The organism is Bradyrhizobium sp. (genome assembly GCF_016462955.1).
GTDB lineage: Bacteria > Pseudomonadota > Alphaproteobacteria > Rhizobiales > Xanthobacteraceae > Bradyrhizobium.
The window spans coordinates 1-15,664 of the sequence record NZ_JAEMSD010000119.1 but is presented as its reverse complement, the minus strand read 5'-3'; the positions used below and the strand labels follow the sequence as shown (position 1 = coordinate 15,664).

Here is a 15,664-nt window from a genome sequence, read left to right as displayed (position 1 = left end):
CGCGTGGCTCCCGTCGGTTTCGCACGGGAAAACAGGCTCAGCAGCCACCGCGGCTGGGCCAGCGAGAGCAGGACGATCAGCGTGCCGTAGACAATGAGGTCGACACCGCGGCCCGAGCCGCCGAACTTGAAGCGCGTCAGCTCGGTCAGCGGGATCAGGATGGCCGCCCCTAACACCGGCCCCCACAGGGTGCCGATGCCGCCGAGCACGGCGGGCAGCGCCATCAACAGCGAAAACTGAAAGCCCATGACGCTTTCAGGATCGATGTAGGAGACGAACTGGGCGTAGAAGCTGCCACCGATGGCGACCAGGAAGGCCGAGACCGCGGCCGCACCCATCTTGGAATTGAACACGTCGACGCCGAGGCTCTCGGCCGCCTCCGGGTTGTCCTTGACCGCGCGCCACCAGAAACCCCATTTGGAGTTTTCCAGCCACCAGGTCACGAACCAGGCAAGGCAGCACAGCGCCAGCGCGAAATAGAAGTACGGCAGCTTGGTGCGCAGGAACTGGAATTTCAGCCAGCTGTCGCCGCGGATCGGAATGGTGATCCCCATCGCCGCGCCGGCCCATTCCCAATTGTGGAACAGAAGCAAGCCGATCTCGGCGATGACGATGGTGGCGATCACGAAGTAATGGCCACGCAGGCGGAAGAAGGGATAGCCGAGCCCCATTGCGATCAGTGCCGACACGACCCCGCCGGCCAGCATACCGAACCAGGGCAGCACGCCGAACTTGGTGAACAGCAGCTCGGTGGTGTAGGCACCCAGGCCGAAATACAGCGCGTGCCCAAGCGATATCTGCCCGCAATAGCCGGACAGGATGTTCCAGCTCTGCGACAGCCCTGCATACATCAGAGTCAGGATCAGGATGTTCTGGACGACGACGTCCTTCACGAACAGCGGCGTCAGCGCGGCGATGGCAGCGAGCGCTGCGGCGAGGATGAGGTCGCGGCGGCGCCGCGCTGCAAAATCCTTGTCCATCAGATCGATCCGAACAGGCCGCGCGGCCGGATGAAAACGACGAGCAGATAGACCGAGTAGATGCCGACCGATTTCAGCGACGGCGGCAGCACCAGCGCGGTGGTCGCTTCGACCAGACCGACGATGATTCCGCCGGCGAAGGCGCCGAACACGCTGCCGAAGCCGCCGAGCGCCACCGTGACATAGGCGATCAGCGCGAAGGAAGCGCCGACGTCGGGATAGATGTAGAAGAACACCGCCATGATGGCCCCGGCAAGCCCGACCAGCGCGGCGCCAAGGCCCCAGCCGAATGCGAACACGCGATTCTTGTCGATGCCGACGAGGGCCACCGCACCGGGATCTTCGCGGGTTGCTTCGATCGCGCGGCCGAAATCAGTGCGATGGATGAAGAAGTAGAGACCGGCGAACGCGGCAATCGAGACCAGCGCGCCGACCAGCTGCGGCTGCGGCAGGAAGATGCCGCCGATCGAGATGGTCTTGCCGCCGAGCCAGGACTGCGGAATGCTGCGGTAGTCCGGCGTGAAGAAATATTGCGCGAGGCCGCGCATGACGATGGCAAGGCCGAAGGTGGTGAAGATCTGCACCATGCCGGCATTGGCCTTGGCCCGCATGGCAAAGCGTACAAGCAGCAGATAGACCACCGCGCCGAAGATGAACAACGCCGCCGCGACCAGCGGCGCCGACAGCAAGGGATCGATCGCGAAGAACGCGAACAGGAAGAACGACAGGTACATTGCGATCATCAGGAACTCGCCATGGGCGAAGTTCGTGACGTCCATCAGGCCGAAGATCAGCGCGAGGCCGACCGCGATCAATCCGTAGAGCAGGCCCATGAGCAGGCCGCTCGCGAGACTCTGGATAATGGCTTGAGCTGTCAACTCTGGTCCCCCATTCGAAACGTCATCGTTTGCTTCGTCATTGCGAGCGAAGCGAAGCAATCCAGCAGTCCCACCGCGGAGACATTCTGGATTGCTTCGTCGCTTCGCTCCTCGCAATGACGAGGCCCGTGCGACGATCTCGATTCCCCTGCTCGCGCAGCGCTTACTTCATCGGCCAGACCGCCTCGGCGATCGCGGCCTGCGGCGGGAAGATGGTAACGAACTTGCCGCCGACATATTGCAGCAGCACCGGGTCGGCGTCGTTGTTCTGGCCCATCTCGTCGAACTTGACGCGCTTCCAGGGCATGATGGTTTTCTCGCCGGGGATATCGGTCGCCGCCAGCGCGTCGCGGATCTTCTCGCCGTCGGTCGACTTGGCGCGGCTGATGGCGTCGGCGAGGATGATCAGGCCCATGAACTGGCGCGAGGTGAGGTCGTTGAAGTCCTTGCCCGACTTCGCCTTGAACATGTCGTTGATCTTGCCGACCATCGGGCGCTTCTGCGCGAGGTCGAGCGAGAAGGTGCCGCGCGAGATCACGCCCTCGAGCTTGTCGCCAACGGCGTCGTAAAGCGCCTTCTCGGAGAATCCGGCGTCCTGCGCCACGATTGCATTCGGCTTGTAGCCGAGCTCGGCCATGGTCTTGACCAGCAGGATGCCGTCAGTGGTGTAGCTCGAGGGCATCAGCACGTCGGCGTTCGCAGACTTGAGCTGCTGCACCTCGGCCGAGAGCGAGGGCGAGTTGGCGCGATACTTGATGTCGGTGACGATCTTGTAGCCGCGCTCGCCGGCGATCTTGGCCTGGGCGTTGCCGGAATCGGTGCCGAAAATGGTGTCCTCGTGGAACAGCGACAGCGTCTCGATCTTGGTGCCCTTCTTCTTCATGGCATCGAAGAAGTCGAACATGGCGGCCGAGTACATCTCGTCGTGCGGGGCAGCGCGGAAGTAATATTTCAGGCCGCGACGATGCAGGCTGGGCGAGGAATTGTCGGCGGAAACGAACGGGACCTGATAGCGCTCGCAGATCTGGCTGACGGTGACGGCGACGGCGCTCTGATAGGTGCCGATGATGGCGCAGACCTTCTCCTGCGTGATCAGGCGCTCGGCCTCGGCACGGCCCTTCTGCGGATCGGCCTGGTGGTCGGCGAACACGAGACGGATCTTCGCGCCGCCGAGACCCGGCAGGCCTTCGCCCTTGGCCAGCGGCAGGTCGAAATCGGCGTCTTTGTTGATGACTTCGAGCGCGGTCTCATAGGCTTTCTGCGCATCGACACCCTGCTGCGCGCTACCGCCGGAGAACGGATAGATCACCCCGATCACGACTTCCGAGGTCTGTGCGCGCGCTGCCAGCGGCACGAGGGCGGCAGTGGCGGTGGCTCCCAACAACACGTCGCGGCGAGTGATCGTCATGGCAAAGTCCCCTGTTACTGAATTTGGCTGATCGAATGAAGCGATTGATGGATGCGGTAAAGCCCGAAGAAGCAGCAGGCGCTGCCTACTATATCACGGCCATGTTCCTGTTCTTCAGATCCGTCACCAGCATCAAGCCGGGCGAATGGGTGATGGCGAACGGCAGCCTGGCGGCGTTGATCACCGATTGCGGCGTCACCCCGCAGGCCCAGAACACCGGGATCTCGTCGTCGGCCACGGGCACCGGATCGCCGTAGTCCGGCCTGGCGATGTCCTTGATGCCGATCAGGTGAGGATGGCCAAGATGCACGGGCGCGCCGTGCACGGCGGGATAGCGCGAGGTGATCTGGACCGCGCGGATGGCATCGGCCGGCTTGAACGGGCGCATCGACACCACCATGGGACCGGCAAAGGGTCCCGCCTCGCCGCAGGCGATGTTGGTGCGATACATCGGCACGCGCACGTTGTTCTCGATGTGGCGGATCGGCATGCCCTCCTCGAGCAGCGCCTCTTCGAACGAGAACGAGCACCCGAGCACGAAGGTGACGAGGTCGTCGCGCCAGTAGCTTTTTACGTCGGTCGGCTCGTCCACGACCTCGCCATCGCGCCAGACGCGGTAGCGGGGAACGTCGGTGCGAATGTCGAGATCGGCGCCAAGCGAGGGGATGAAAGGACTGCCGACGTCGGACATCCCGATAATCGGGCACGGCTTCGGATTGAGCTGGCAGAAGCGGTGAAAGGCACCGGCATACTCCGCCGGCAGGATCGCCAGATTGCCCTGAACAAAGCCCGGGGCCACGCCCGCGGTGGAGGCGACCAGCCCTTCGCGGTAGGCGAGCCGGGCGCTGCGGCTCGGAAGGGCGTCGGGCGTTTCAGTTTGCTGCGTTGCCACCAAAACAGTCATGTGATCGACCTGCCTAGAAACTCGACAAGGACAAGCCAACACCAAGCGTGCTATAAAGTCTAATCGTCGTTTCTAATCAATATCGATAAATCCAATTTATCGATCAGGACATCTTCCCAATGCTGGACTTCAGGTCGATTGAAACGTTCCTGTGGGTTGTGAAGCTCGGCAGCTTTCGCGGCGCAGCGCAGCGGCTCAACACCACCCAGCCGGCGATCTCCCAGCGCATCGCCCAGCTCGAGCGCGAGATGGGTGTGAAACTCCTGAACCGCGATCATCGCGTCGCCTCGCCGACACCGAGCGGCCGGCAGATGATGGTCTATGCGGAGAAGCTGATCGGTCTGCGCGCGCAGATGATGGCGGAGATCGGCGATCGGTCCGCCATGCGGGGCGTGATGCGGCTCGGTGTCGCCGAGACCATCGTGCACACCTGGCTGCCGCGTCTGGTGAAGAGTGTGAACGAGGTCTACCCGAACCTGTCGCTGGAGATCGAGGTCGACATCACCCCGAACCTCACCGCGCGCCTGCTCGCGCAGGAGATCGAGCTCGCCTTCGTCGTCGGGCCGCTCTCGGCTTCCGGCGTGCACAACCGCGTGCTTGCCGACTATCCGATCGGCTTCCTCGCGAGCCCTTCGCTGGGTCTGGGCAACGGCCCGGTGACGCCGGCGGACCTGGCCCGGTTTCCGATCATCACCTTCCCGCGCAAGACCAAGCCCTACGAGGTCGTGCGCGAGGTGTTCGACCGGCCGGAGCTGCCGCCGATCCGCCTGCATGCCTCCGCCTCGCTGGCCACCGTCATCCACATGGCTGTCGAGGGGCTCGGCGTCGCCGTGATCCCCGACGCCATTGTCGAGAACGAGCTCGCGGACGGCCGCCTGCAGTTGCTTGACACCGACCTCGCTATCGCGCCGCTGACGTTCACGGCAAGCTGGCTCGCCTCGCCCGACGTCGTCGCCGTGGAGCGCGTAGCCGAGCTTGCACGGCAGATCGCGCAGAGCAGCCTCGCGGTTGACGCGCCCGCGCTGGCGCGTCATTGAATTAGCCGCCGGACAACCTTCAACGTCATTCCGGGATGGTGCGCAGCACCACACCCGGAATCTCGAGATTCCAGGTTCGCCCTTTGGGGCGCCCCGGAATGACAACTGAGAGACTGACCGCATGAGCCGAGCCGCCACCAACCTGCAAATCGATTCCGCCCGCTTGTGGGGCTCGATCCATGAGACAGCGCAATTCGGCGCGACGGCCAAGGGCGGCGTGCGGCGGCTGACGCTCAGCAGCGAAGACAAGCAGGTGCGCGACTGGTTCCGTAAGGCCTGCGAGGACGCCGGACTGGAAGTCCACGTCGACGCGCTCGGGTCTCAGTTCGGCCTGCGCAAGGGCCGCGACATGTCGAAGCTGCCGGTCGGCATCGGCTCGCATCTCGACACCCAGCCGACCGGCGGAAAATATGATGGCATCCTGGGGACGCTCGGCGCGCTGGAAGTGATCCGCACGCTGAATGATGCCGGCATCGAGACCGAAGCGCCGATCTGCGTCGTGAACTGGACCAACGAGGAAGGATCGCGCTTCGCGCCTGCGATGATGGCCTCCGCCGCCTATGTCGGCGACTTCACCACCGATGACATTTTGTCGCGCAAGGACACCGAGGGCACGACCGTCGGTCAGGCACTGGACAGCATCGGTTATCGCGGCGACAAGCCGGTCGGTTTCCAGAAGCTCGGATGCTTCGTCGAATTGCACATCGAACAGGGTCCGATCCTGGAAGCCGAAGGCAAGACCATCGGCGTCGTCGATTCCGGCCAGGGCGTCTTGTGGTACGACGGCAGGATTTCCGGCTTCGAGAGCCATGCCGGCTCGACGCCGATGCCGCTGCGCCGCGACGCACTGGCGACCTTGTCCGAGATCGTGCTGGCGATGGAATCGATTGCGAAGAAGCACGGACCGAACGCGGTCGGCACCATCGGCGAGGCCGTGATCGCAAACCCCTCCCGCAACGTCATTCCCGGCGAGATCGCCTTCACCATGGATTGCCGCAGTGCCGATGGCGCCATCATGGATGCGCTCGATCGCGATTTGCGTGCCGCCATTGCCGAGATCGCCGCGCGCCGCAAGGTCGATGTGAAGATCGATCTGGTCTGGCGCAAGCCGCCGACGCATTTCGATCCCAAGCTGATCGCGGCCGTCGAGAACGCCGCGAAGACGCTCGGCTATTCCTCGCGCCGCATCACATCCGGCGCCGGCCACGACGCATGCAACCTCAACACCATCATGCCGGCCGCGATGGTGTTTGTGCCCTGCAAGGACGGCATCAGCCACAATGAGCTGGAGGATGCCACGCAGGGGGACTGCGCCGCCGGCACCAACGTTCTCATGCATACCGTGCTGGCGATCGCCGGCGTCGCGTCCTGACCGGAGAGCACCATGCGCGGAGTTTTCGTCGACGCCAATGAAGCCCTCGCTGTGATCATGGAGCGACTAACCCAGCCAGGCGACCCCAAGGTTCGGATCCACCGGGATCCGGACATCAAGCCCGAGCAATATCCTGAGATTCTCGACGGGGCAGAGATCGCCATCGTTGACCACACCGCGCTTCCGACCGACGTGGCGAGGAAATGCACCGGCCTGAAGCACGTCGTCTTCCTCGGCACCGGCGCGCGCAGCTACATGAACCCGGAAGAGCTCGCCGAGCTCGGCATCTCCGTGCACCTGATCAAGGGCTATGGCGACACCGCGGTCGCCGAATCCGCGATCGCGCTGATGTGGGCTTCGGCCCGTGTCATCGCGATGATGGACCGTGAGATGCGGGCCGGCAACTGGCTGCGCGAGGACGGCATGCAGCTCACCGGCAAGACGCTCGGCCTGATCGGGTTCGGGGGCATCGCCGCGGAGGTCGCTCGCATCGCGTCCGGCAGCGGCATGAAGGTGATCGCCTGGAACCGCTCGACGAAGAGCCATCCCGGCGTGGAGTTCACCGATCTCGACACGGTGCTGGCGACAAGCGACGTCGTCTCGCTGCACCTGCTGCTCAACGACGAGACGCGCGGCATGATCACCCGCGAGAAGATCGCGAAAATGAAATCGGGCGTCATCTTCGTCAACACCGCACGGGCCGCGATCGTCGACGAGACCGCCATGATCGAGGCGCTGAAATCGGGCCACATCCGCCATGCCGGCCTCGACGTCTTCAACACCGAGCCGCTGCCGGCGGATCACCCGCTGACGAAAATTCCAAACGTGACGCTGTCGGCGCATTCGGCGTTCCGTACGCCCGAGGCCAGCGAGAACCTGATTGAAGCGGCATTGGTCCATTGCCGCCGGATCGTGAAGGGATAAGAAAGAACAACAATGGCCGAGTATCGCAACATCAAGGCAGGGCCGCTCACCAACGCCATCCGCGCCATCGTCAAGGCCGGCGGCTCCTCGGACCGCGAGGCCGAGCTCGTGGCCACCAATCTGGTCGAGGCCAATCTCAAGGGCCACGATTCGCACGGCGTCGGCATGATCCCGCGCTACGTCCAGAGCGTCACCAATGGCGGCCTCGCCGTGAACCAGCACGTCAAGATCGTGCTCGACACCGGCCCGCTTCTCACCCTCGACGGCCTCACCGGCTACGGACAGGTGATCGGCCATGAAGCGATGGAGCTGGCAGCCGCGCGCGCCAAGCAGAATGTCGTCTGCCTCGTCGGCCTCTCCAACGCACATCACATCGGCCGGATCGGCCACTGGGCCGAGCAGTGCATCGACCACGGCCTGGTCTCGATCCACTTCGTCAACGTGATCTCGCGTCCGATCGTGGCGCCCTGGGGCGGCAGCGATGCCCGCCACGGCACCAACCCTTTCTGCGTCGGCATCCCGCGCAACGGCAAGGATCCGATCGTACTGGATTTCGCCACCAGCAGGATCGCGCAAGGCAAGACCCGCGTCGCCCACAACAAGGGCGTCGAGCTGGAGCCCGGCACCATCATCGACCATGAAGGCAATCCGACCATCAATCCGCGCTACACCGTCATTCCGCCGTATGGCGCCATCCTCCCCTTCGGCGAGCACAAGGGCTCCGGACTCGCGCTCGTCTGTGAAATCCTCGGGGGAGCGCTCTCCGGCGGTCAAGTGGTGAAAGGCTCCTCCGACGGCAAGCACAACGTTCTCAACGGCATGCTCTCGATCGTCATCGATCCCGGCAAGCTCGGGACCGGCGAGAACCTTGCACGCGAAGTCGAGAGCTTCGTCGCCTGGCACACCGGCTCGCCGCCCGCGCCCGGGGTCGACAAGGTCAAGATCGCCGGCGAGCCCGAGCGCGAGACCAAGAAGAAGCGCCTCGCGGAAGGCATTCCGGTCGACCCGACCACCTGGCAGGAAATTCTGGAGGCCGGGAAGAAGTTCGGGTTGGATCAGGCGGCGATCGAGAAGATCGTGGGCTGAACGGCTCGATGCGCAATGCGCCCCTTCCTTCTCCGCTTGTGGGAGAAGGTGGCGCGAAGCGCCGGATGAGGGGTTCTCTCGGCGAGCAATTACGCAGCTGATAGAGGCCTGTCTCCGCGGAGACAGACCCCCTCACCCGCCTCGCCGCTAGGCGGCGAGCCACCCTCTCCCACAAGGGGCCCCACAAGGGGCGAGGGTGAAGACGCATTAATCCACCATATCCGCGACGGCCTTGCCGCATGCCGTGGTATCGGCGTTGCCGCCGAGATCCTTGGTGCGGAGCGTACGTTCGGCCAGCGTGCGCTCGATCGCATCGACGATCGACTTGCCGGCTTCCTTCTCGCCGAGATGCTCGAGCATCATCGCGCCCGACCAGATCATGCCGATCGGGTTGGCGATGCCCTGCCCTGCGATGTCGGGCGCCGAGCCATGCACCGGCTCGAACACCGACGGGAAATCGCCCTCGGGATTGATGTTGCCTGATGGTGCGATACCGATCGTGCCGGCACAGGCGGGGCCGAGATCGGACAGGATGTCGCCGAACAGGTTCGAGCCGACCACGACGTCGAACCAGTCCGGATGCAGAACGAAGTTCGCGGTGAGAATGTCGATGTGGTACTTGTCCCACTTCACGCCCGGAAACTTCTTCGCCATCGCCTCCACGCGCTCGTCCCAATACGGCATGGTGATCGAGATGCCGTTGGATTTGGTCGCCGAGGTCAGATGCTTCTTCGGCCGCGACTGGGCGAGTTCGAAAGCGAATTTCAGGATGCGATCCACGCCGGTGCGGGTCATCACCGTCTGCTGCGTCACGAACTCGCGGTCGGTGTCCGGAAACATGCGGCCGCCGACCGAGGAATACTCGCCTTCCGTGTTCTCGCGCACCACCCAGAAATCAATATCCCCGGGCTTGCGGCCCGCCAGGGGCGAGGGCACGCCGGGCATCAGCCGCACCGGGCGCAGGTTCACGTACTGGTCGAACTCGCGGCGGAACTTGATCAGCGAGCCCCATAGCGAAACGTGATCCGGAATCTTGGCCGGCCAACCGACCGCGCCGAAATAGATCGCGTCGTGCTTGCCGATCTTCTCCTTCCAGTCGTCCGGCATCATCTGGCCGTGCTTCTCGTAATAGTCCCAGGACGCGAAGTCGAAATGGTCGAACTGCACGGAGACGCCGTGCTTCTTCGCCGCCGCCTCCAGGACGCGCAGGCCCTCCGGCATGACTTCCTTGCCGATGCCGTCGCCGGGAATGACCGCGATCCGATATTGTTTCCTGCTCATCGAGAACGTCCTTGGTTGGTCGGGCAGCGCCGCGTTTTGACCGCACTGCAATGGACCAAAGTGGCTGATGGCGCAACGCTGCACTGCAATGTTGACCGTGGCGCGACAGAGCGCCTACTGATCTGATCCTGTTCCCGTCCTGCGAGTACCTTCCATGGATCTGCATCTGCGTGGCAAGCGCGTCCTGATCACGGGCGCATCCAAAGGCATTGGCGCAGCCGCCGCCGAGGCATTTGCCGAGGAAGGCGCACATCTTCTCCTCGCCGCCCGCAGCGGCGATCAGCTCAAGGCGCTGGCCGATCGCTTGCGCTCCGCGCACCAGATCGATGCCGCAACCAGCATCGTCGATCTGCGCAAGGAAGAGGATGTGGCTCGGCTGGCGAAAGAAGCCGCCGACATCGACGTGCTTGTCAACAATGCCGGGGACATCCCCGGCGGCTCGATCGACAAGATCGACGAGGCGGCCTGGCGGCACGCCTGGGAATTGAAGGTGTTCGGCTATATCAACCTGACGCGGTACATCTATGCTAAGATGAAGCAGCGCGGCGGCGGCTTCATCGTCAACGACATCGGCGCGGCCGGCGAAAAATTCGACGCCAACTACATCTGCGGCAGCGCCGGCAATGCCGCGCTGATGGCCTTCACCCGCGCGCTCGGCGGCAAGAGCCTCGCCGACAACATCCGCGTGGTCGGCATCAATCCCGGCCCCGTCGGCACCGACCGACACGTCACCCTGCTCAAGACGCGGGCCAGGCACCAGTTCGGCGACGAGAGCCGCTACAGGGAATTCCAGAAGAGCCTGCCGTTGGGACGGCCTGCGCATGCGCGCGAGATCGGCGACCTCATGGCGTTCCTGGCCTCGGACCGCGCCGGTTATACGTCGGGGGTGATATATACGGTCGACGGCGGCATCAGCGCTGGGTGGGGATAGTTTCGACAACGTCGTTCCGGGGCGATGCAAAGCATCGAACCCGGAACCTCGAGATTCCGGGTTCGCCCTTCGGGCGCCCCGGAATGACAAACCAAGACTTAGGAGTAAACTAATTGTCTCAAGACCTGATCCGCGAAACCGCTTGCGCCGTCGTCGACAAGCTGCGCTCGGGAGACGTCTCGCCGATCGAACTCCTGGATGTGCTGGAGAAGCGCATCAAGGAGGTCGACGGCAAGGTCAACGCGCTGCCAATCCTGTGCCTCGATCGCGCACGCGATAGTGCCAAGGCCTTGATGCGAAAGCCCGCCGGCGCGCGCGGCCTGCTCGCCGGCCTGCCGGTGCCGATCAAGGATCTGACCGACGTTGCGGGCGTATTGAACACGCAGGGCTCGCCGATCTTCAAGGACAACATCCCCGCCAAGTCCGACCTCATGGTCGAGAACCTCGAGGCCAACGGCGCGGTGGTGTACGCCAAGTCGAACACGCCGGAGTTCGGCGCCGGCGCCAACACTTTCAACGAGGTGTTCGGCGCCACGCTCAATCCCTGGGATACGTCGAAATCCGCAGCCGGCTCCTCCGGCGGCGCGGCGGTGGCGCTTGCCACCGGCATGGCCTGGCTCGCCCAGGGCTCCGACATGGGCGGATCCTTGCGCAGCCCCGCGGCGTTCTGCGGTGTCGTCGGCATGCGGCCCAGCATCGGCCGCGTCGCGCATACGCCCAAGTCCGGCGTCGATCGCAATCTCGGCGTGGTCGGCCCGATGGCGCGCAACGTCGAGGATCTCGCGCTGCTGCTGGACGCCATGAGCGGCGACTATGCCGATGATCCCCTGTCGCTGCCAGCCCCCGCGACCTCGTTCCTGTCGGCGGCGCAAGCGGGCAAGAGGCCGAAGCGCATCGCCTATTCGCCCGACCTTGGCATCACGCCGGTCGATCCAGAAGTGAAGGCGATCACGCGCAAGGCCGCGGAGCGCTTCGCGGAAGCCGGAGCCATCGTGGAGGAGGCGCATCCGGACTGGCGCGAGGCCCATGAATGCTTCCACGTGCTGCGCGCGTTCGACTTCGCAATCACCAAGGCCAGCTTGCTGCGCACTAAGCGCGACCTGCTCAAGCCCGAGGTGATCTGGAACATCGAGGAGGGCCTCAAGCTCACCGTCGAGCAGCTCGCGCGCGCCGAGGCGCAGCGCGTCGGCATGACTGCGCGAGCGGTCGAGTTCTTCAAGAACTACGATCTCCTGTTGACCCCGACCACGATCGTGCCGCCCTTCCCGATCGAACATCGCTATGTCGCGGAATGCGCCGGCAAGCGGTTTGACAATTACGTCGAGTGGCTCGGCATCGTCTACGCCATTACGCTCGCCTGCTGCCCGTCGCTGTCATTGCCGTGCGGCTTCACGGCGTCCGGCCTGCCGGTCGGCGTTCAGGTGGTCGGCGCGCCGCGGGCCGACGCGCAGGTGATTGCCGGCGCGAAGGTGCTGGAGGATATTCTGGGCCTGCGCGGCACGACGCCGATCGATCCGAAGATGAAGAATTGATCTCGGTCATTGCGCGGTCGCTCGCCGGAGTGGCGCTCCTGCTCGGCGGCCGCGGCCGAGGAACGCCTGGAACAGACTGAGGCGCGGCTTGCCCCGGCTATGACCTGCATCCCGGAGAAAGGTTGCCCCATGAGCAAACGCACCAGCCGCGTGCTGCATCGCTCGCTGCGCGAAACGCCGCCCTTAGCGACCGGTGGAGAAGGCGTCTACCTCTTTGCCGAGGACGGCCGGCGCGTCATCGACGCCTCCGGGGGTGCCGCGGTCTCCTGCCTGGGTCACCAGCACCCGCGCGTGATCGCAGCGATGGCCCGGCAGGCGTCCACCCTCGCCTACGCGCACACTGCTTTTTTCTCCTCCGAGCCGGCTGAGGCACTGGCTGAGACGCTGGTCGGACACGAGCCCGGCGGCCTCGCCTACGCCTATTTCGTGAGCGGCGGATCGGAGGCGATCGAAGCCAGCATCAAGCTGGCGCGGCAGTATTTCATCGAGCGCGGCGAACCGCAGCGACGGCATTTCATCGCACGGCGCCAGAGCTATCACGGCAACACGCTGGGCGCTCTTGCCGCCGGCGGCAACGCCTGGCGGCGCGCGCCTTATGCCCCGCTGCTCTCGACCGCCTTCAGCCACGTGACACCGGCCTTCGCCTATCACGAGAAGCGCGAGGCCGAGTCGGACGCGCAGTTCGTCGCGCGCCTCGTCGCCGAGCTCGAAGCCGAATTTCAGCGCCTTGGTCCGGAGACTGTGGCGGCGTTCCTCGCCGAGCCGGTCGTCGGCGCCACCGCCGCCGCCGTGACCGCACCGGACGGCTACTTCAAAGCCGTGCGCGAGATCTGCGACCGGCACGGTGCGCTGCTCATTCTCGACGAGGTCATGTGCGGCATGGGCCGCACCGGCACGACGCATGCCTGGGAGCAGGAACACGTCGCGCCCGATATCCAGGCGATCGCGAAGGGGCTCGGCGGCGGCTATCAGCCGATCGGTGCCATGCTCGCCAGCGGCAAGATCATCGACACCATCCGAGCCGGCTCGGGCGCATTCCTGCACGGTCACACCTATCTCGCACACCCCCTCGCCTGCGCGGCCGCACTCGCGGTGCAGGACGTGATCCGGGAAGACAGTCTGCTCGATCGGGTGAGGGAGCGCGGCAAGCAGCTCGAGCAGCGCCTGATCGAGCGCTTCGGCAATCATCGTCATGTCGGCGACATCAGGGGACGCGGCCTGTTCTGGGCAATCGAGCTCGTCGCCGATCGCGCCAGCCGAACATCGTTCGATCCGGCGCTCAAGCTGAACCAAAAGATCAAGGCCGAGGCGTTTGCGAACGGGCTCGCCTGCTATCCCGGGGGCGGCACCGTGGACGGCGTCCGCGGCGACCACGTGTTGCTGGCGCCGCCCTACATCGCCTCGGCCAACGAGATCGACCTGATCGTCGACAAGTTGGGGACCGCCGTCGACAACGTGTTACGCAGTGTCGAGACCTTCCATGCGCAATGACGCTCCATGACGATACCGCCCCGAATTGCCCTCATCCACGCTCTCAAGCATTCCATCGCGCCGATCGAGGCGGCATTCGCGAAGGCGTGGCCCGAGGCGCGGCTGATGAACCTGCTCGACGACAGCCTGTCGGCGGATCTCGCGCGGGAGGGCCAACTCAACGACGTCATGACCGAGCGCTTCCTCGCGCTCGGCCGTTACGCGGCAGCGACGGGAGCGGAAGGGATCCTGTTCACTTGCTCGGCTTTCGGACCCTGCATCGAGGCGGTCGCGCGCGCGCATGCGCCGATGCCGGTGCTCAAGCCGAACGAGGCCATGATCGAGCGTGCCGCGACGATGGGCCGGCGCATCGGCCTGCTCTCGACCTTTCCGCCGACCCTGGCGTCGATGCCGCCCGAGTTTCCCGCTACGATCGAGGTCGTGCCGAAACTTGCCGAGGGCGCGCTGGCCGCGCTCGACCGCGGCGACCGCGTTACACATGACCGGCTGATCGTCGAAGCGTCGGAGGATCTGCGCGACTGCGACGTCGTCGCGCTCGCGCAATTCAGCATCGCGGCGACGGCGCCGCTGGTCGCGGAGGCCACCGGCCGTCCCGTCGTGACCACGCCGGACAGCGCTGTCGAGAAGCTGATGAGGCTGCTGCAGGCAACGGCCTAGGCGCCAGCCCTTGTCCGGCGCCGCGCATCCTTGATCGCGACCGCGAGTGCGGCCCTGGTCTCGTCGACGAAATCTTCCACCAGCTCCTCGCGCGTTGCGTGCGCGGCCTCACCGGTGAGCAGGCCCTGCTCGGCGAGCATCACCACGCCGTGCAGAGCCGCCCAGATCTTGAGCGCCTGCCGCTCGCGCAGATAGCCGACGGCGGGCGCTTCCAAAGCTTCGATCACCAGCGTAAAGGTCTCCCGCGTCGCCTCGTGCAGCTCGCTGCCCTTGGCCGCACAGGACACGGTCCGCGAAGCGAACATCAGGCGGTAGATACCGTTGCGGCGCAGACCGAAATCAAGCGTCGCCAGCGCCAGCCGCAAAAGCTTCGACTGCTTCGACGGCTTCGCCAGCGCCTCGCGCAGAAGCGCCGAGAATTGCCTGAATGCCTCCGCCGTGACTGCTGCGAGCAGCGCCTCGCGGTCGGTAAAATGCCGGTACGGCGCCGGCTGCGAGACACCGAGCTGCTTGGCGAGCGCCTTGATGCTGATCGCCTCGGCGCCGCCCTGCTCCGCCTGGTGCAGCGCGGCCTTGATCAACGCATCGCGAAGATCGCCGTGGTGGTAGGTCTTGTCGGGCTTGCGGGCGGGTTTTGAACGCATGTTGAAGGCCGAGCCTATAAGTTTGCGCTTGACAGGGGAAGTCCGCCGCGAATGTAATAGCCTATAACTTAAAGAGAATTCGAACGAGGAAACGCGCCGCCCCTTCGGGCCCTCGCGCGCACGACCAGGGAAGCTGCGATGGCAGAACGATTGAAGGTCCGCGTCGATCCCGAGAAATGCCAGGGCCATGCCCGCTGCAAGGCGCTGGCGCCGGAGCTTTTCGAGCTCGACGAGTTCGGTAACGCGCACGAAGCCGGCGACGGCACGGTCCCGCTTGGGCTCGAGGACAAGGCCTGGCTTGCGAAATCCAACTGCCCGGAAATCGCAATCGATGTGATCGAGGAGTAGCGCTGCCCCGCCGCGTGCCTTCAGCGAGTTCGAGCCAAGCGATTGAGCCAAGGGATCGAGCCAAAGGATTCCCCGCCATGTCCGACGTCAACCAGCCCGCCGCCCACCCGCCCGTGACCGACTGGGTCCATGATTTCGACCACACCGACCCGCAATGGACGGAAGACCCCTTCCCGATCTGGGACCAGCTG

15 protein-coding genes are annotated in these 15,664 nt (G+C 64.9%); 9 read left to right on the top strand and 6 right to left on the bottom strand.

Annotated elements, in window-relative coordinates; genetic code table 11:
* The 4 genes from JHD07_RS14925 to JHD07_RS14910 all read right to left on the bottom strand — a co-directional run.
* Positions 1-980: branched-chain amino acid ABC transporter permease (locus JHD07_RS14925; protein ID WP_291623416.1), on the bottom strand; the 980-nt coding region annotated here is incomplete at its 3' end.
* Positions 980-1,858: a branched-chain amino acid ABC transporter permease gene (locus JHD07_RS14920; protein ID WP_291623414.1), complete on the bottom strand. Its 879-nt coding sequence runs from the start codon at positions 1,856-1,858 to the stop codon at positions 980-982. The genes JHD07_RS14920 and JHD07_RS14925, both read right to left, overlap by 1 nt.
* Before the next feature lie 163 nt (positions 1,859-2,021).
* Positions 2,022-3,266, bottom strand: a complete 1,245-nt coding sequence (locus tag JHD07_RS14915; protein WP_291623412.1) for an ABC transporter substrate-binding protein — start codon at positions 3,264-3,266, stop codon at positions 2,022-2,024.
* An 88-nt stretch (positions 3,267-3,354) separates the two neighbouring features.
* A complete protein-coding gene (locus JHD07_RS14910; RefSeq protein WP_291623411.1) occupies positions 3,355-4,170 on the bottom strand; it encodes a putative hydro-lyase in 816 nt (271 codons plus the stop codon).
* Between the two features lie 119 nt (positions 4,171-4,289).
* On the opposite strand from JHD07_RS14910, the gene JHD07_RS14905 reads away from it, so the two are divergent.
* The 4 genes from JHD07_RS14905 to JHD07_RS14890 all read left to right on the top strand — a co-directional run bounded on the left by JHD07_RS14905 (position 4,290) and on the right by JHD07_RS14890 (position 8,589).
* Positions 4,290-5,207, top strand: coding sequence for a LysR family transcriptional regulator (locus JHD07_RS14905; RefSeq protein ID WP_291623409.1), 918 nt, complete (start codon positions 4,290-4,292; stop codon positions 5,205-5,207).
* 121 nt (positions 5,208-5,328) lie between these two features.
* Positions 5,329-6,579, top strand: coding sequence for a Zn-dependent hydrolase (locus JHD07_RS14900; protein WP_291623408.1), 1,251 nt, complete (start codon positions 5,329-5,331; stop codon positions 6,577-6,579).
* Positions 6,580-6,591: 12 nt separating this feature from the next.
* Entirely contained in the window at positions 6,592-7,503 is a 912-nt protein-coding gene (locus JHD07_RS14895; protein WP_291623407.1) for an NAD(P)-dependent oxidoreductase, read from the top strand.
* A gap of 12 nt (positions 7,504-7,515) precedes the next feature.
* Entirely contained in the window at positions 7,516-8,589 is a 1,074-nt protein-coding gene (locus JHD07_RS14890; protein ID WP_291623406.1) for a malate/lactate/ureidoglycolate dehydrogenase, read from the top strand.
* A 207-nt stretch (positions 8,590-8,796) separates the two neighbouring features.
* Here the strand turns inward: JHD07_RS14890 and JHD07_RS14885 are convergent, their stop codons facing one another.
* Positions 8,797-9,870, bottom strand: a complete 1,074-nt coding sequence (locus tag JHD07_RS14885) for a tartrate dehydrogenase (protein ID WP_291623404.1) — start codon at positions 9,868-9,870, stop codon at positions 8,797-8,799.
* A gap of 154 nt (positions 9,871-10,024) precedes the next feature.
* Here JHD07_RS14885 and JHD07_RS14880 point away from each other — a divergent pair, with 154 nt between their 5' ends.
* From JHD07_RS14880 to JHD07_RS14865, 4 genes are all read left to right on the top strand, one after another.
* Positions 10,025-10,801, top strand: a complete 777-nt coding sequence (locus JHD07_RS14880; protein WP_291623402.1) for an SDR family oxidoreductase — start codon at positions 10,025-10,027, stop codon at positions 10,799-10,801.
* A 113-nt stretch (positions 10,802-10,914) separates the two neighbouring features.
* Positions 10,915-12,333 carry an amidase family protein gene (locus tag JHD07_RS14875; RefSeq protein WP_291623400.1) on the top strand — a complete coding sequence of 473 codons (1,419 nt, stop codon included), beginning with the start codon at positions 10,915-10,917 and terminating at the stop codon, positions 12,331-12,333.
* Between the two features lie 129 nt (positions 12,334-12,462).
* Positions 12,463-13,824: an aspartate aminotransferase family protein gene (locus tag JHD07_RS14870; RefSeq protein ID WP_291623398.1), complete on the top strand. Its 1,362-nt coding sequence runs from the start codon at positions 12,463-12,465 to the stop codon at positions 13,822-13,824.
* 6 nt (positions 13,825-13,830) lie between these two features.
* The gene (locus tag JHD07_RS14865) at positions 13,831-14,481 is read left to right on the top strand and encodes an aspartate/glutamate racemase family protein (protein WP_291623396.1); all 651 of its coding nucleotides are present in this window, start codon (positions 13,831-13,833) and stop codon (positions 14,479-14,481) included.
* On the opposite strand, the gene JHD07_RS14860 is transcribed toward JHD07_RS14865, so the two are convergent.
* Positions 14,478-15,125 carry a TetR/AcrR family transcriptional regulator gene (locus JHD07_RS14860; protein WP_291623394.1) on the bottom strand — a complete coding sequence of 216 codons (648 nt, stop codon included), beginning with the start codon at positions 15,123-15,125 and terminating at the stop codon, positions 14,478-14,480. The two genes, JHD07_RS14865 and JHD07_RS14860, sit on opposite strands and share 4 nt — an antisense overlap.
* Before the next feature lie 138 nt (positions 15,126-15,263).
* On the opposite strand from JHD07_RS14860, the gene JHD07_RS14855 reads away from it, so the two are divergent.
* Positions 15,264-15,473 (top strand): ferredoxin, encoded by a 210-nt coding sequence (locus JHD07_RS14855; RefSeq protein WP_291623393.1) that lies wholly within the window; start codon positions 15,264-15,266, stop codon positions 15,471-15,473.
* Positions 15,474-15,664 lie beyond the last annotated feature (191 nt).